The organism is Paraburkholderia sp. PGU19 (genome assembly GCF_013426915.1).
Taxonomy (GTDB): Bacteria; Pseudomonadota; Gammaproteobacteria; order Burkholderiales; family Burkholderiaceae; genus Paraburkholderia.
The window spans coordinates 2,307,785-2,323,363 of the sequence record NZ_AP023180.1; the positions used below are offsets into that span (position 1 = coordinate 2,307,785).

Genomic DNA, 15,579 nt, shown 5'->3' on the forward strand with positions numbered 1-15,579 from the left:
GCGATGGTTCGTCAAGCGAGTGGTGGTGAAGTTCTCGAAAGGGCGAAGCGGCTCGTGGTCGAGGCCAGGACGGTAGATGAATTGCGGCAGGCACAAGCAGTACTGTTACCGCTGGAATTCGGGCTGACGCTCGCGCAGACCGCGCAAGCGATTGGCGTGTCGGTCGGCTGGGCCTGTCAGTTGCGCCGGCGCTTCATCCTGGCGGGCGGGCTGCCTGAGGTCGACCGCCCCACGCCAGGTGGTCGCCGCCGGGAGAATATGACGCGAGAAGAAGAGGCGGCCTTTCTTGCGCCCTTCTTCGAGAAGGCCAGTGCGGGCGGCATCCTGGTGGTGGGCGAGATCAAGCAGGCGCTGGACGAACGACTTGGGCGCAAGGTTGCCCTGGCTTCCGCCTACAACCTGCTACACCGTCATGGCTGGCGCAAGCTGGCACCCGACAAGCGACACCCCCAGGCCGATGTGGCCGCCCAGGACGCCTGGAAAAAAAACTCCCCGACGTCATCCTCGAAATCGAGCGCGCGTGGCCGGGCCAAGGGCGATCCGCCTGATGTTTCAGGACGAAGCGCGCTTCGGTCGCATCTCCGACACGCGGCGTTGCTGGTGCCCCAAACCCACTCGCCCGCTGTGTCAGGCGATGGTGACGCAGGAGTACACGTACGCTTATGCCGCCGTCTCCGTGACTGATGGCGCACTCGACTCGCTGATCCTGCCGCACGTCAATGGCGCCTGCATGCAGCTGTTTCTCGATGAGGTCTGCGCGCGTCATCCCGACGACCGAATCGTGATGGTCCTCGATGGCGCCGGGTGGCATCAGAGTGCTTCGCTCAGGCTGGCCCACAATCTGCGCCTGCTCACGCTCCCGCCGTACTCGCCTGAGCTCAATCCAGTTGAACATCTCTGGGACGATCTGCGGGAAAAGTCCTTTCACAACCGTGTCTTCGACAGCATCGACGCGCTCGAACACCATCTGTGTGACTCGCTTCGCGACCTTGAGCTGGACCATCAACGGGTTCGCTCCATCGTCGCGTGGCCTTGGATCATTAATTCACTGTTGAATTAGAAATAGAATAACGCAGGCGAAGGGGCGGTGCGCAAATATGGCGGTACGGTTCCGCCGTATGCGGAGACGCAGCAGTATGTGCGGCGGGTGATGGAGCGGGCGGCGGCTTATCGGCGGTAGCGGGTAATCTGTATGCCGCTCGACGGAGTCTGCCAAATCATCGACAGCTGAAGTCTTCGAAATCGCCGTTGCAGCGGAACTAAAGCCCGTGCGAACGCCGAAAAAAAAGCCCGGATAAACCGGGCCTCTAAAAGTCACTGCGTCCTCAACGAGAACGCAGCACCTGCAAAGCGATAACTTACGCCGCGAGCAGCGAGCGCAGCACGAACGGCAGAATACCACCGTGCTTGTAGTAGTCGACTTCGATCGGCGTATCGATACGCAGCAGAACCTGCACGCGCTGATCCGAACCGTCCTTGCGATGGATCACCAGCGTGACTTCCTGTTGCGGCTTGAAGTCGTCGCCGAGACCTTCGATATCGTACGTTTCTTCGCCCGTGATGTTCAGCGACTGGACGCTGTCCGTGCCCTTGAACTGCAGCGGCAGAACGCCCATGCCGACCAGGTTCGAACGGTGGATACGCTCGAAGCTGCGTGCGACCACAGCCTTCACGCCCAGCAGCTGCGTGCCCTTCGCTGCCCAGTCACGCGACGAGCCCGTGCCGTACTCTTCGCCCGCGAAGATGACCGTCTGCGTGCCGGCGTCGATGTACTTCATCGCTGCGTCGTAGATCGACTGCTGTTCGCCGCTCGGCTGGTGAATCGTCAGGCCGCCTTCGACGCGCGTGCCGTCTGCCTTCGCCGGGATCATCAGGTTCTTGATGCGGACGTTCGCGAACGTGCCACGCATCATCACGTCGTGGTTGCCGCGGCGCGAGCCGTAGCTGTTGAAGTCAGCCTTCTGCACGCCGTTCGCCTTCAGCCACTTGCCTGCGGGCGAATCTTCCTTGATCGAGCCTGCCGGCGAGATGTGGTCGGTCGTGACCGAGTCACCAAAGATGCCCAGTGCGCGCGCACCCTTGACAGCAGCGATGCTCGCAGCCGGTTCCATCGAGAATTCCTTGCCGAAGAACGGCGGCTCCGCGATGTAGGTCGACTTCGGCCAGTCGTAGACCTGGCCCTCTTCGCCCTCGATCTTGCTCCACAGGTCGCCCTTCTTCGTGAGCTGCGCGTAGTTCGTGCGGAACGCGTCGGCGTCCAGCGCGAACTTCAGCAGTGCGTTGACTTCTTCGCTCGACGGCCAGATGTCGCCGAGGTAGATGTCCTTGCCGCCCGTGCCCTTGCCGACGGGTTCCGTCATCAGGTCGCGCGTGATGTTGCCCGCGATCGCGTAAGCGACGACCAGCGGCGGCGACGCCAGGAAGTTCGCGCGGATGTTCGGGTGGATACGCGCTTCGAAGTTACGGTTGCCCGACAGCACGGCTGCCGCGACGATGTCGTTCTTCGTGATCGCTTCGTTCAGTTCCGGCGTCAGGTCCCCCGCGTTGCCGATACACGTCGTGCAGCCGTAGGCCGCCAGCGTGAAGCCGAGCTTGTCGAGGTATTGCAGCAGGTTCGTCTTCGTCAGGTACTCGGTGACGATGCGCGATCCCGGCGCCAGCGACGTCTTGATGTGCGGCGCCACCTCCAGACCGGCTTCGACCGCCTTCTTCGCCAGCAGGCCCGCTGCCAGCAGCACGCTCGGGTTCGACGTGTTCGTGCACGACGTGATCGCGGCGATCAGGATGTCGCCGTTCTTCACGTTGACGCCGTTGGTCGTCGTGTATTGCGCGTCGAGGTCGGCTGCCTTCTTCGCGAAGCCGTTTTCATTGACGGGCTTCGAGAACAGGTCCGTGAAGGTCGACTTGACGTGGGTGATCTCAATGCGGTCTTGCGGACGCTTCGGGCCAGCCAGCGACGGCGCAACCGTGCCCAGATCCAGCGTGACGACCTTCGTGTAGTCGATGTCGCCGGCGTCCGGAATGCCGAACAGATCCTGCGCCTTGAAGTAGTTTTCGAACGCGGAGATTTCGGCGTCCGTGCGGCCCGTGCCCTTGAAGTAGTCGATCGTCTTTTCGTCGACCGGGAAGAAGCCCATCGTCGCGCCGTATTCTGGCGCCATGTTGCCGATCGTCGCGCGGTCCGGCAGCGACAGCGAGCGCGTGCCTTCGCCGAAGAACTCGACGAACTTGCCGACAACCTTCTCTTTACGCAGCAGTTCGGTGATGGTCAGGACCAGATCGGTCGCCGTCACGCCTTCGCGCAGCTTGCCCTTCAGGTGCACGCCGACCACGTCCGGCGTCAGGAAGTACACCGGCTGGCCGAGCATGCCCGCTTCCGCTTCGATGCCGCCCACGCCCCAGCCGACCACGCCGATGCCGTTGATCATCGTCGTGTGGCTGTCCGTGCCGACCAGCGTGTCCGGGTAGTACACGGATTCGCCGTTCTCAGCCTTCTTGTGCACGCCGCGTGCGAGGTATTCGAGGTTCACCTGGTGAACGATGCCGACGCCCGGCGGCACGACCTTGAACGTGTCGAACGCCTGCATGCCCCACTTCATGAACTGGTAGCGCTCGTTATTGCGCTGGAATTCCAGCTTCATGTTCAGATCCAGCGCGTTCTTCTCGCGGAAGTGGTCGATCTGCACCGAGTGATCGACGACGAGATCGACGGGGACCAGCGGTTCGATCGACTTCGGGTTCTTGCCCGCGCGCTGCGCGACGCCGCGCATGGCGGCGATGTCGGCGAGCAGCGGCACGCCCGTGAAGTCCTGCAGCACGACACGTGCGACGACGAACGGAATTTCATCGACACGCGAAGCGGTCGGCTTCCAGTTCGCGAGCTGCTCGATGTGTTCTTCCGAGATCTTCTTGCCGTCGTAGTTACGCAGCACCGATTCCAGCACGAGGCGGATCGACACGGGCAGCCGGTCGATCTTGACGTTCAGCGCCTTACCAAGCTGCGGCAGCGAATAGAACTTGCCTTTGCCGGAACCGCTGTCGAATTCCTTGAGTGTTTTGTGGAGATTGTGGGCCATGGTAATTTTCCTGGGGTTTTCGAGGAAATGACGTTGCTACGTTTCTGAACTCACATGACGTACAGATCGACGTATTCATTGACCGGCATGGCTTCCAGCCTTGCCTGGTCCAGCGACACATCGAGGATCGCTTGCTGTTGCTTCGCCGGAAAGCGCCGCGCGAGATTCGTCCTGAACTTCTCGACCAGCAGCGGGATGCCTTCGGCGCGGCGACGCTTGTGACCGAGCGGGTATTCGACAACGACTTCGTCGAACGTTGATCCGTCGGCGAACCCGATTGTCAGCGCGTTCGCAATCGAGCGCTTGTCAGGGTCGTGATAATCCTTCGTGAACTGCGGGTCTTCCACGCACGACATCTTGTCACGCAACGCGTCGATACGCGGGTCGCGCGCGACTTCGTCTTCGTAATCGGCAGCCGTCAGACGGCCGAAAATCAGCGGCACGGCGATCATGTACTGGATGCAGTGATCGCGGTCGGCCGGATTGTTCAGCGGGCCTGTTTTATCGATGATGCGGATGGCCGCCTCGTGCGTGCGGATCGTTATCTTCGCGATGTCTTCGATGCGCTTGCCGCTCGCGCGTAGCTGCTCGTGCAGTGACATCGCTGCTTCAGCAGCCGTTTGCGCGTGGAATTCGGCGGGGAACGAAATCTTGAACAGCACGTTCTCCATCACGTACGAGCCGTACGGGCGCTGGAACCTGAACGGCTGTCCTTTGAACAGCACGTCGTAGAAGCCCCACGTTTTCGCGGTCAGGACGGACGGATAGCCCATTTCGCCCGTCTTCGCGATCAGCGCGAGACGCACCGCGCGCGACGTGGCGTCGCCTGCTGCCCAGGACTTGCGCGAGCCCGTGTTCGGCGCGTGGCGGTAGGTGCGCAGCGCGTGTCCATCGACAAGCGCCTGCGAGACTGCGTTGATCAGCTCATCGCGCGACAGTCCAAGCAACTGGCCGACCACTGCCGTCGAAGCGAGCTTCACCAGCAGCACATGGTCGAGGCCGACCTTGTTGAACGAGTTTTCGAGCGCGATGCAGCCTTGAATTTCGTGCGCCTTGATCATCGCGATCAGGACGTCTTTCATCGCGAGCGGCTTTTTGCCGTTGGCGATGGCGGTGCGCGAGAGCCAGTCGGCCGTCGCGAGAATGCCGCCGAGATTATCGGATGGATGGCCCCATTCGGCCGCAAGCCAGGTGTCGTTGAAGTCGAGCCAGCGGATCATGGCGCCGATGTTGAACGCGGCTTGCACAGGGTCCAACTGGAACGACGTGCCCGGCACTTTGGCGCCGTTCGGAACGATCGTGCCGGGCACGATCGGTCCCATCAGCTTGGTGCAGGCAGGGTAAGACAGGGCCTCGAGCCCGCAGCCGAGCGTGTCGATCAGGCAATTGCGCGCCGTCTCCAGCGCGAGATCGCTCTCGAGCTTGTTATCCAGCACATAGTCGACGATATCGACCAGTACTGTGTCCGGATCGGGCCGGACGTTGGAGATCGGTGCGGACATCGAGGTTTCCCTGTCAGGCCCGTGTTACTGGGCCTTGTTGACGGCGTTCGACTGCGTCGGCGCCGGTGCGCCTTGCGACATGGCGGCCGTCACGCATTCGTCGGCCAGACGCGAGCTGTCCTTGTCCGAGAACAACATGGCCTTGGTCGGGATCACGACGAGATCCATGCCGCTTGCTGCGTCGTGGAAGCGGTCTGCGCCCGTCGTCGTGTTTTCACGCGGCAGGTTGTAGTTCTTGTTGCCCCAGTGGACGGTGACGATCTGGTCGCGCTTCATGTCGCCCTTCAGATCGAACGACAGACCTTCCTTACACGACCACTTTTCCGAACCTTCCGGCACCGGATCGACCTTGGCTTCCTTGGCCGGATTCGGCTTGCGCTTGATCAGGCGCTTGGGCTGCGGCGCCTTCGGCTTGGCCGTGGTGGTCGATTGTGCGAACGCGCTGGGCGCCGTCACCAGCAGCGTCGAAGACAGAGCGCCAATAACGGTAGCGATCAGCAGTTTTTTCATGGGAGAGAACCTTTCTATCTAATTTCAGAGTTTAAACAGTGCACGATTGCAATTTCGCAACCGCCGGGGTACTGCACGCGCCCCGAGAGCGCACAGCGGACGCTATTTTCTCCTATTTAGCGCCACGAACTTCAAATTCTCCGGACCGGTGTAATTTGCGCTGGGTCGAATGATCTTGTTGTCGACGCGCTGTTCGATGATGTGCGCGGCCCAGCCGGACGTGCGCGAGATCACGAAGAGCGGCGTGAACATGGCCGTCGGCACGCCCATCATGTGATACGACACGGCGCTGAACCAGTCGAGATTCGGGAACATTTTCTTCGCGTCGGCCATCACGCCTTCGAGCCGCTCGGCGATATCGAACAGTTTCATGTTCGATGCCTCCTTCGACAGCTTCTTCGCCACTTCCTTGATCACCTTGTTGCGCGGATCGGAGATCGTGTACACGGGGTGGCCGAAGCCGATCACGACTTCCTTGTTTTCGACGCGGCGGCGGATATCGGCTTCTGCCTCATCCGGCGTCTGGTAGCGCGACTGGATCTCGAATGCGACCTCGTTGGCGCCGCCGTGCTTCGGCCCGCGCAGCGCGCCGATCGCGCCCGTGATGGCCGAATACATGTCCGAGCCTGTGCCCGCGATCACGCGGCCCGTGAACGTCGATGCGTTGAACTCGTGTTCCGCATACAGATTCAGCGACACGTGCATCGCATCGACCCACGACTTCGGCGGCTCCACGCCATGCAGCAGATGCAGGAAGTGGCCACCGATCGAATCGTCGTCGGTTTCGACTTCGATCCGCTTGCCGTTGTGCGAGTAGTGATACCAGTACAGCAGCATCGAGCCGAGCGAGGCCATCAGCTTGTCGGCGATATCGCGCGCGCCCGGCAGGTTGTGATCGTCTTTTTCCGGCAGGACCGTGCCCAACACGGAGACGCCCGTACGCATCACGTCCATCGGGTGCGCGGCGGCGGGAATCCATTCGAGCGCGGCCTTCACGTTCGCGGGCAGGCCGCGCAGCGCCTTGAGCTTTTGCTTGTAAGCGGCGAGTTCGGCTACGTTGGGCAGCTTGCCGTGCACGAGCAGATGCGCGATCTCTTCGAATTCGCTGGCACCGGCGAGATCGAGAATGTCGTAGCCGCGGTAGTGCAGGTCGTTGCCCGTCTTGCCGACCGTGCACAGCGCGGTGTTGCCCGCCGTCACGCCCGACAGGGCCACGGATTTCTTCGGCTTGAAGCCGCTTGTCGTTCCCGGTGCAGCCGCTTGCGTCGTATCGCTCATTCCAGGGGTCTCCTTGATGTGCCGCTCACTTGTCCTGCTCGTTGTTCCGCGTGCCTTGACTGAACAGCGCGTCGAGCTTCTGCTCGTACGCGTGATAGTCGATGCGATCGTACAGTTCTTCGCGCGTTTGCATCGTGTCGACGACATTCTTTTGCGTGCCGTCGCGGCGAATGGCCGTGTAAACGTTTTCGGCGGCCTTGTTCATCGCTCGGAACGCCGACAGCGGATACAGCACCAGCGAGACGTCCGCGCCGCGCAGTTCATCGACGGTGAATAACGGCGTCGCGCCGAATTCGGTGATGTTCGCCAGAACGGGCACCTTCACGGCGGCCGCGAACTGCCGGTACATGCCGAGTTCCGTCATCGCTTCCGGAAAGATCATGTCGGCGCCGGCCTCGACGCAGGCCATCGCGCGGTCCATCGCCGCTTGCAGGCCTTCGACGGCGAGCGCGTCGGTGCGTGCCATGATGACGAAGTTGGGATCGGTGCGAGCGTCGACGGCCGCCTTGATACGGTCGACCATCTCGTCCTGCGTCACGATCGCCTTGCCCGGCCGATGCCCGCAGCGCTTGGCGCCGACCTGGTCTTCGATATGCATCGCGCCCGCGCCGGCCTTGGTCAACGCCTTCACGGTACGCGCAATGTTGAACGCCGACGGGCCGAAACCCGTGTCGACGTCGACGAGCAGCGGCAGATCGCAGACGTCGGTGATGCGGCGCACGTCGGTCAGCACGTCATCCAGCGTCGAGATGCCGAGATCGGGCAAGCCCAGCGAGCCGGCCGCGACGCCGCCGCCCGACACGTAGATCGCCTTGAAGCCGGCGCGTTGCGCGAGCAGCGCGTGATTGGCGTTGATCGCGCCGACCACCTGCAACGGTTTTTCGGCGGCGACGGCGGCGCGGAACGCGGCGCCCGCTGATGTGTTGGCTGTGCTCATGATGCGGATTCCTCGTTCGGCCCGAACAGCGGCGCGGCTTCGGCGGGCACGCTGCGGCCCGTCGAGCGGGCGCGGCGCAACACCGACCAGTAATAGCGATAGCTCGCGCGATCGTGCAGCGTGTCGCGATGGCGCGTCGGGCCCCATTGCGCGGACTGTGCGGCGAGCAGGATTTCCGTGGCCGTCGCGATCTCTTCGTCGCGCGGCGCGAAGGCCGACACGATGGCGGGAATCTGCGCGGGGTGAATGCTCCACATGCGTGTGTAACCGAACTCGTTGCGCGCTCGCAGCGCGTCGTTTGCGACGACGTCCATGTGGCGCACTTCCGTCGATACATTGTGCGACGGCACTTTGCCGTGCGCGTGGCAGGCCGCCGAAATCTCGAGCTTCGCGCGGCGCACGAGCGGGTGATCGAACTGGCCCGGCGAGCGCATCGCGGTATCGGGAATCGCGCCGTCGTGCGCGGAGACGAAGTCCATCAGGCCGAAGCTCAGCGACTCGACGGCGGGCAGCGCGGCCAGATCGAACACGCGCGTCAATGCGCCATGGGTTTCGACCAGCAACTGGACGGGAACGGGTTTCGCAATGCCGAGCTCGCGCCGCGTCGCCTCGATGAACGCGCACATTTCGGCAGCATCGGGCACGTTGCGGATTTTCGGCAGTGTGATGAAGGCAGGCGCGCGCTTCGCCGCGCGCAGGATGAGGCGCACGTCGTCGCGCCAGTGCGCATGGTTGAAGTCGTGAATCCGCACGCCGACACGGCCGAAACGGTCATGGTCGCTGCCCAGCAGCGACGCGACCAGTTCTGCATGCTCCGCCTCGCGGCCCACTTGCGCGCCGTCTTCGCAATCGAGCGTGATGTCGAAGACGGGGCCCAACTCCTGCTGCAAAGCGAGCGATTTGAGCATCAGCTTCTCGCTGCCGGCGTAGTGGTCGCAGGCAGGCAGCACAGTGGGCGGCGCTTCGCCGTCAAACAGGACTTCGGCGGGAGTCAGTGCGCGCATTATCGGCGTGTGGGTACTGTTTGGAAATTCTGATTCGGGTGCGTTCTGGTCTTTTACGACCGTGATATATGACGGTCAGATCAAAACGCGCTCGAATCAGTTGCGAACCCCTGCATGCGCTTGCTGCGCAAGCCATCATGCAGGATTGTCAAACGCAAAAAACCGGAACCCGTCGCGCTGCAACGGTGTCCCGGTTGGTCTGCATCAGGCGATTAGCCCAGCAGGTGCTGAACGCCTTCGCGCTCTTCGAGCAACTCGTTCAGCGTGTTGTCCATCTTTTCGCGCGCGAACGCGTCGATCTGCAGGCCTTCGACACGCTTGTACTCGCCGTTTTCGCACGTCACGGCAACGCCGTAGACGATGTCTTCGGGAATGCCGTACGAGCCGTCCGACGGAATGCCCATCGTGACCCACTTGCCGTTCGTGCCGAGCACCCAGTCACGCACGTGGTCGATGGCTGCGTTCGCTGCCGAAGCCGCCGACGACAGGCCGCGCGCTTCGATGATCGCCGCGCCGCGCTTGCCGACCGTCGGGATGAACGTGTTGCGGTTCCATTCTTCGTCGTTGATCAGCTTGGTCAGGTCCTGGCCTTCAGCCGTCGCGACGCGGAAATCCGGGTACATGGTCGGCGAGTGGTTGCCCCACACGACCAGCTTTTCGATCGAAGCAACCGGCTTGCCCGACTTGGCCGCCAGTTGCGACAGCGCGCGGTTGTGGTCCAGACGCAGCATGGCCGTGAAGTTCTTCTTCGGCAGATCCGGCGCCGACTTCATCGCGATGTAGGCGTTCGTGTTTGCCGGGTTGCCGACGACCAGTACCTTCACGTCGCGGCTCGCCACTTCGTTCAGCGCCTTGCCCTGCACCGTGAAGATTTCGGCGTTGGCCGACAGCAGGTCCTTACGCTCCATGCCTTTCGAACGCGGACGCGCGCCGACCAGCAGTGCGACGTCGGCATCCTTGAACGCAACCTTGGGATCGTCAGTGACCACGACACCCGCGAGCAGCGGGAACGCGCAGTCTTCGAGTTCCATCACGACGCCTTTGACAGCGGCTTGCGCTTGCGGCAGGTCCAGCAGTTGCAGGATGACCGGCTGATCCTTGCCGAGCATGTCGCCATTGGCGATGCGGAACAGCAGGGAGTAACCGATTTGACCTGCGGCGCCGGTGACGGCAACGCGCTTTGCGGGCTTAGCCATTGAGAAATCTCCAGGACGATGCGTTGAACGCTAGGGAAAACGCCATTCTATATGGGCGTTACGCGAAGCGTGGTTTTAGCACGGCGAATTCGCTGCGCGAGCCCTGCAGGCGGTCCGAAGAAGGCCAGAAGACGCGCTGGCGGCGAAGCCGCCGTGCCGGATAATCTGTGCTGCCGAGCGCGGGGACGGACATTGCTTGCAGCGATCGGTGTCATGATAGACGCCACATCAAGGCCGCTGCATAGCGCGGGCTCCTGCAAACAGCGCGTTTCGGCGGGGCATTGCGGCGCACTTGCCGGGCAATGCAGGGCGAAGCGAAACCTGGACTGCGTGAGGGAACAGCGTGATGCAGGGTGGCCTTCCGGTGCATCACGCTGTTGACATAAAGCGCTGTCAAAAATGCGTGGCACAACCCGCAAACCCTTGCTCGACAAGGAGTGTAGGATTCGGGCGGGACAAAGTCAACCGTATCTTATGTCTTATATAAGACATATCTATTACGGCAAAAAATCTGGACGGCATGAGGCGCTTTGTGTTGAAATGCGCGCATGAATTCGAACCCGGCCAGCACAGCGAACCCTCCCGGCGCGTCCGGCGCGGGCGACGCTGCGCCTGTCTCCGCGCCGGCGCCGTCACCGACGTTCAGTCCTCTCTACCAGCAGATCAAGGCGCTCATCACGCAGAGCCTCGAGTCGGGTGAATGGAAGCCGGGTGAGATCATTCCCAGTGAAGTCGAACTGGCCGCGCGTTACAAGGTCAGCCAGGGCACGGTGCGCAAGGCGATCGACGAACTTGCCGCCGACAATCTGCTGGTGCGCCGCCAGGGCAAAGGCACTTTTGTTGCTACGCACAACGAAGAGCGCGCGCAGTTCCGCTTCCTCCGTCTTCTCGCCGACGACGGCGCCGAACATCCACACATCAGCCGACTGCTCGAATGCCGGCGCTTGCGGGCGTCGGCGGATATCGCGCGGCAGCTGGACCTGAAGCCGGCCGATCCCGTCGTGCTGATCAAGCGTCTTTTGACATTCGACGGCGAAGACACGGTGCTCGACGAGATCTGGCTGCCGGGCGGCGTGTTCCGCGGGCTGACGCTCGAGCGCCTGTCGGAGTACAAGGGGCCGCTCTACGCGATGTTCGAGACGGAGTTCGGCACGCGCATGATTCGCGCGTCCGAGAAGATTCGCGCCGTCGCGGCGGACCCGTCCGTTGCCGATCTTTTGCACGTACCGACGGGATTTCCGTTGCTGTCCGTGGAGCGCGTGTCCTATACCTATGGTGACCGTCCCGTCGAAGTACGGCGCGGATGGTATGTCACAACCGGGTATTACTATCAGAACGATTTGAGTTGAAAGAAGAAGCGTTGCCGTGGGCTTGCGGCAAGGCTTGCGCGGGCCTTCATGCGCGCTTCGCGGCACGCTCGCCAGAGCAGTGTTACGCTGCAGCGCGAAATGAAAAGGCGCTAAAATTGCGGATTAGTGTGACTACAAGTAGGGGTCTAGCATGGCAGAAGCCGTAAAAAAACCGAGGCCGGAATACCGGAACATCGGTATCGGGCAGATATTGACGGCATACCGTCTTCCTCTCGCGGGGCGGGTGTCGATTCTTCACCGCGTGAGCGGCGGCCTGCTGTTCATCTTCCTTCCGTTCCTGCTGTACCTCTTTGACCAGAGCCTGACCTCCGAACTGAGCTACGAGGTGTTCAAGGGCTTCCTGTCCAACATCATCGTCAAGCTGATCGTGCTGGTGCTGGCCTGGGCGTTCCTGTTCCACTTCTGCGCGGGCGTGCGCCATCTGTCGATGGACGTGAACCACGACGCGGTCTCGAAAGAGCGTGGCAAGAGCACGTCGGTCGTCGTGCTGGTGGTGTCGTCGATCCTGACGATCGCCTTTGCGCTCAAACTGTTCGGAGCATTCTAAAAACATGTCCGCCAATAACCGAGTTGGTTCGAAGCGCCTCGTCGTCGGCGCGCATTATGGTCTGCGCGACTGGCTCGCGCAGCGCATCACGGCCGTCATCATGGCCGTGTACACGGTTATCCTGCTCGCCTGGTTCTTCGGCGCGCACGCATTCTCTTACGACGGCTGGGCGGGCATTTTCGCCACGCAGTGGATGAAGCTCGCCACGTTCGTGACGCTGCTGTCGCTGTTCTATCACGCGTGGGTCGGCATCCGGGACATCTGGATGGACTACATCAAGCCCGTTGGCACGCGGCTTCTGCTGCAGGCGTTGACGATCGTCTGGCTGCTCGCGTGTGCGGGCTACGCTGCGCAGATTCTCTGGAGAGTGTAAAGAATGGCTGCAATCAAGAATTCCCTGCCGCGTCGCCGCTTCGACGTGGTTATCGTTGGCGCGGGCGGCTCGGGGATGCGCGCGTCGCTGCAGCTCGCGCGCGCGGGCCTGTCGGTCTGCGTGCTGTCGAAAGTGTTCCCGACGCGCTCGCACACGGTGGCGGCGCAAGGCGGCATCGGCGCCTCGCTCGGCAACATGAGCGAAGACAACTGGCATTACCACTTCTACGACACGATCAAGGGCTCCGACTGGCTCGGCGACCAGGACGCGATCGAGTTCATGTGCCGCGAAGCACCGAACGCCGTCTACGAACTCGAACACTTCGGCATGCCGTTCGACCGTAACGCGGATGGCACGATCTATCAGCGCCCGTTCGGCGGCCACACGGCCAACTACGGCGAGAAGCCGGTGCAGCGCGCGTGCGCGGCGGCTGACCGGACTGGCCACGCACTCTTGCACACGCTGTACCAGCAGAACGTCGCCGCCAAGACCACGTTCTTCGTCGAATGGATGGCGCTGGACCTGATCCGCGACGCCGACGGCGACGTGCTCGGCGTGACCGCGCTGGAAATGGAAACGGGCGACGTCTACATCCTCGAAGGCAAGACCACGCTGTTCGCCACGGGCGGCGCGGGCCGGATCTTCGCGGCATCGACCAATGCGTTCATCAACACGGGTGACGGTCTGGGCATGGCCGCACGCGCGGGCATCCCGCTCGAGGACATGGAATTCTGGCAATTCCACCCGACGGGCGTCGCCGGCGCGGGCGTGCTGATCACGGAAGGCGTGCGCGGCGAAGGCGGCATCCTGCGTAACTCGGACGGCGAGCGCTTCATGGAGCGTTATGCGCCTACCTTGAAGGATCTGGCGCCGCGCGACTTCGTCTCGCGCTCGATGGACCAGGAAATCAAGGAAGGCCGTGGCGTCGGTCCGAACAAGGACCACGTGCTGCTCGACCTGTCGCACATCGGCGCCGAGACGATCATGAAGCGTCTGCCGTCGATCCGCGAAATCGCGTTGAAGTTCGCGAACGTCGACTGCATCAAGGAACCGATTCCCGTCGTGCCGACCATCCACTACCAGATGGGCGGCATTCCGACGAACATCCACGGTCAGGTCGTCGGCACGGCCAAGGGCCACGAAGACCCGATCAACGGCTTCTACGCCGTGGGCGAGTGCTCGTGCGTGTCGGTGCACGGCGCGAACCGCCTGGGCACGAACTCGCTGCTCGATCTGGTGGTGTTCGGCCGCGCGGCGGGCAACCACATCGTCAAGCACGTGAAGGACATCAAGGAGCACAAGCCGCTGCCCGCCGATGCCGCTGATTTCGCGCTGTCGCGTCTCGCGAAGCTCGACAAGTCGAGTTCGGGCGAATACGCGCAGAACGTGGCGAACGACATCCGCTCGACGATGCAGGCGCACGCGGGCGTGTTCCGCACGTCGGCGCTGCTGGCTGAAGGCGTCGAGCGCATTCGCGAAGTGGCTGCACGTGTGGACAACATCCACCTGAAGGACAAGTCGAAGGTGTTCAACACGGCGCGCGTGGAAGCGCTCGAAGTGGAGAACCTGATCGAGGTGGCGCGCGCGACGATGGTGTCGGCCGAAGCGCGCAAGGAAAGCCGTGGCGCGCACGCGCAGAACGACTTCGAACATCGCGACGACGAGAACTGGCTGCGCCATACGCTGTGGTACAGCGAAGGCGACCGCCTCGACTACAAGCCGGTGCACATGAACCCGCTGACGGTCGAATCGGTGCCGCCCAAAGCGCGTACCTTCTAAGGCATAAGTCAAAGGATCAGAGAAATGGCCAAGCGTACATTTGAAATCTACCGCTACGACCCGGACAAGGACGCCGCGCCGCGCATGCAGACGTACGAGATCGAGATCGACTCGCACGAGCGCATGCTGCTCGACGCGCTGGTGAAACTGAAGGCACTGGACGAAACGCTGTCGTTCCGCCGCTCCTGCCGCGAGGGCGTGTGCGGCTCGGACGCGATGAACATCAACGGCAAGAACGGTCTTGCCTGCCTGACGAACCTGAACGACCTGCCGCAGAAGATCGTGCTGCGTCCGCTGCCGGGCCTGCCCGTGGTGCGCGACCTGATCTGCGACTTCACGCAGTTCTTCAACCAGTATCACTCGATCAAGCCGTATCTGATCAACGACACGCCGCCGCCGGAGAAGGAGCGTCTGCAGTCGCCGGAAGAGCGCGATGAGCTCGACGGCCTGTATGAGTGCATCCTGTGCGCGAGTTGCTCGACGTCGTGCCCGAGCTTCTGGTGGAATCCGGACAAGTTCGTCGGCCCGGCAGGGCTGCTGCAAGCCTACCGTTTCATCGCGGATAGCCGCGATCAGGCGACGGGCGAGCGGCTGGACAACCTGGAAGATCCGTACCGTCTGTTCCGTTGCCATACGATCATGAACTGCGTCGACGTGTGCCCGAAGGGGCTCAACCCGACGAAGGCGATCGGCAAGATCAAGGAATTGATGGTGCGCCGGGCTGTCTGAGATGGACGCATCGCATCAGTCCGACCCGCTGCGTCGCGCGCGCCTGAAGTGGCGCGCCCGGCGCGGCCTGCTGGAAAACGATCTGATCTTCGAGCGTTTTTTCAGCCGATATGAGCATGATCTCAGTGATGCGGACGTAGGCGCGCTCACGCGCCTGCTCGAACTGAGCGATAACGACCTGATGGACTTGCTGCTCGCCCGCAAGGAACCGGAGGGCGACCTCGCCGACGCCGATGTCGTGCGGGTGCTGGAGATGCTGCGTAACGTGTAATCAAGGC

15 protein-coding genes and 1 pseudogene are annotated in these 15,579 nt (G+C 62.5%); 9 read left to right on the forward strand and 7 right to left on the reverse strand.

Features of this window, described 5'->3' with window-relative positions:
• The first annotated feature begins 3 nt into the window (after positions 1-3).
• From H1204_RS51560 to H1204_RS51570, 3 genes and pseudogenes are all read left to right on the forward strand, one after another.
• A complete protein-coding gene (locus H1204_RS51560) occupies positions 4-684 on the forward strand; it encodes a winged helix-turn-helix domain-containing protein (RefSeq protein ID WP_243468688.1) in 681 nt (226 codons plus the stop codon).
• The gene (locus H1204_RS51565; protein WP_243468795.1) at positions 578-1,060 is read left to right on the forward strand and encodes an IS630 family transposase; all 483 of its coding nucleotides are present in this window, start codon (positions 578-580) and stop codon (positions 1,058-1,060) included. Before H1204_RS51560 ends, H1204_RS51565 begins: the two co-directional genes overlap by 107 nt.
• A gap of 9 nt (positions 1,061-1,069) precedes the next feature.
• Positions 1,070-1,180, forward strand: a pseudogene (locus H1204_RS51570) (lytic transglycosylase domain-containing protein); the annotation flags it as partial.
• Between the two features lie 178 nt (positions 1,181-1,358).
• Here H1204_RS51570 and acnA read toward each other — a convergent pair.
• The 7 genes from acnA to H1204_RS28060 all read right to left on the reverse strand — a co-directional run bounded on the left by acnA (position 1,359) and on the right by H1204_RS28060 (position 10,503).
• Positions 1,359-4,076: an aconitate hydratase AcnA gene (gene acnA / locus H1204_RS28030; protein ID WP_180731729.1), complete on the reverse strand. Its 2,718-nt coding sequence runs from the start codon at positions 4,074-4,076 to the stop codon at positions 1,359-1,361.
• A gap of 50 nt (positions 4,077-4,126) precedes the next feature.
• Entirely contained in the window at positions 4,127-5,578 is a 1,452-nt protein-coding gene (locus tag H1204_RS28035) for a bifunctional 2-methylcitrate dehydratase/aconitate hydratase (protein WP_180731730.1), read from the reverse strand.
• A 24-nt stretch (positions 5,579-5,602) separates the two neighbouring features.
• A complete protein-coding gene (locus tag H1204_RS28040) occupies positions 5,603-6,088 on the reverse strand; it encodes a hypothetical protein (protein WP_180731731.1) in 486 nt (161 codons plus the stop codon).
• A 102-nt stretch (positions 6,089-6,190) separates the two neighbouring features.
• The gene (prpC, locus tag H1204_RS28045; protein ID WP_180731732.1) at positions 6,191-7,366 is read right to left on the reverse strand and encodes a 2-methylcitrate synthase; all 1,176 of its coding nucleotides are present in this window, start codon (positions 7,364-7,366) and stop codon (positions 6,191-6,193) included.
• A gap of 25 nt (positions 7,367-7,391) precedes the next feature.
• Positions 7,392-8,303, reverse strand: coding sequence for a methylisocitrate lyase (gene prpB / locus H1204_RS28050; RefSeq protein WP_180731733.1), 912 nt, complete (start codon positions 8,301-8,303; stop codon positions 7,392-7,394).
• On the reverse strand, positions 8,300-9,307 hold the full coding sequence (locus tag H1204_RS28055; protein WP_180731734.1) for an aldolase/citrate lyase family protein: 1,008 nt from the start codon (positions 9,305-9,307) through the stop codon (positions 8,300-8,302). Before H1204_RS28055 ends, prpB begins: the two co-directional genes overlap by 4 nt.
• Positions 9,308-9,519: 212 nt before the next feature.
• Positions 9,520-10,503, reverse strand: a complete 984-nt coding sequence (locus H1204_RS28060; RefSeq protein ID WP_035999302.1) for a malate dehydrogenase — start codon at positions 10,501-10,503, stop codon at positions 9,520-9,522.
• A 548-nt stretch (positions 10,504-11,051) separates the two neighbouring features.
• Here H1204_RS28060 and H1204_RS28065 point away from each other — a divergent pair.
• From H1204_RS28065 to H1204_RS28090, 6 genes are all read left to right on the forward strand, one after another.
• Positions 11,052-11,852: a GntR family transcriptional regulator gene (locus tag H1204_RS28065; RefSeq protein ID WP_007579562.1), complete on the forward strand. Its 801-nt coding sequence runs from the start codon at positions 11,052-11,054 to the stop codon at positions 11,850-11,852.
• Between the two features lie 151 nt (positions 11,853-12,003).
• Positions 12,004-12,420 (forward strand): succinate dehydrogenase, cytochrome b556 subunit, encoded by a 417-nt coding sequence (sdhC, locus tag H1204_RS28070; RefSeq protein WP_180731735.1) that lies wholly within the window; start codon positions 12,004-12,006, stop codon positions 12,418-12,420.
• Positions 12,421-12,424: 4 nt separating this feature from the next.
• Positions 12,425-12,793 (forward strand): succinate dehydrogenase, hydrophobic membrane anchor protein, encoded by a 369-nt coding sequence (gene sdhD, locus H1204_RS28075; protein ID WP_042317332.1) that lies wholly within the window; start codon positions 12,425-12,427, stop codon positions 12,791-12,793.
• A gap of 3 nt (positions 12,794-12,796) precedes the next feature.
• Complete coding sequence (gene sdhA, locus H1204_RS28080; protein ID WP_180731736.1) at positions 12,797-14,572, forward strand: succinate dehydrogenase flavoprotein subunit; 1,776 nt, start codon at positions 12,797-12,799, stop codon at positions 14,570-14,572.
• Between the two features lie 24 nt (positions 14,573-14,596).
• Positions 14,597-15,301, forward strand: coding sequence for a succinate dehydrogenase iron-sulfur subunit (locus tag H1204_RS28085; RefSeq protein WP_008924387.1), 705 nt, complete (start codon positions 14,597-14,599; stop codon positions 15,299-15,301).
• A gap of 1 nt (position 15,302) precedes the next feature.
• Positions 15,303-15,572: a succinate dehydrogenase assembly factor 2 gene (locus H1204_RS28090; RefSeq protein WP_180731737.1), complete on the forward strand. Its 270-nt coding sequence runs from the start codon at positions 15,303-15,305 to the stop codon at positions 15,570-15,572.
• The last annotated feature ends 7 nt before the right edge of the window (positions 15,573-15,579 follow it).

Excerpts from the sequence above, each read along its gene's own strand:
- H1204_RS51560 (WP_243468688.1), top strand. The coding sequence starts at position 4 with ATGGTTCGTCAAGCGAGTGGTGGTGAAGTTCTCGAAAGGGCGAAGCGG.
- acnA (WP_180731729.1), bottom strand. The coding sequence starts at position 4,076 with ATGGCCCACAATCTCCACAAAACACTCAAGGAATTCGACAGCGGTTCC.
- H1204_RS28035 (WP_180731730.1), bottom strand. The coding sequence starts at position 5,578 with ATGTCCGCACCGATCTCCAACGTCCGGCCCGATCCGGACACAGTACTG.
- H1204_RS28040 (WP_180731731.1), bottom strand. The coding sequence starts at position 6,088 with ATGAAAAAACTGCTGATCGCTACCGTTATTGGCGCTCTGTCTTCGACG.
- prpC (WP_180731732.1), bottom strand. The coding sequence starts at position 7,366 with ATGAGCGATACGACGCAAGCGGCTGCACCGGGAACGACAAGCGGCTTC.
- prpB (WP_180731733.1), bottom strand. The coding sequence starts at position 8,303 with ATGAGCACAGCCAACACATCAGCGGGCGCCGCGTTCCGCGCCGCCGTC.
- H1204_RS28055 (WP_180731734.1), bottom strand. The coding sequence starts at position 9,307 with ATGCGCGCACTGACTCCCGCCGAAGTCCTGTTTGACGGCGAAGCGCCG.
- H1204_RS28060 (WP_035999302.1), bottom strand. The coding sequence starts at position 10,503 with ATGGCTAAGCCCGCAAAGCGCGTTGCCGTCACCGGCGCCGCAGGTCAA.
- H1204_RS28065 (WP_007579562.1), top strand. The coding sequence starts at position 11,052 with ATGAATTCGAACCCGGCCAGCACAGCGAACCCTCCCGGCGCGTCCGGC.
- sdhC (WP_180731735.1), top strand. The coding sequence starts at position 12,004 with ATGGCAGAAGCCGTAAAAAAACCGAGGCCGGAATACCGGAACATCGGT.
- sdhD (WP_042317332.1), top strand. The coding sequence starts at position 12,425 with ATGTCCGCCAATAACCGAGTTGGTTCGAAGCGCCTCGTCGTCGGCGCG.
- sdhA (WP_180731736.1), top strand. The coding sequence starts at position 12,797 with ATGGCTGCAATCAAGAATTCCCTGCCGCGTCGCCGCTTCGACGTGGTT.
- H1204_RS28085 (WP_008924387.1), top strand. The coding sequence starts at position 14,597 with ATGGCCAAGCGTACATTTGAAATCTACCGCTACGACCCGGACAAGGAC.
- H1204_RS28090 (WP_180731737.1), top strand. The coding sequence starts at position 15,303 with ATGGACGCATCGCATCAGTCCGACCCGCTGCGTCGCGCGCGCCTGAAG.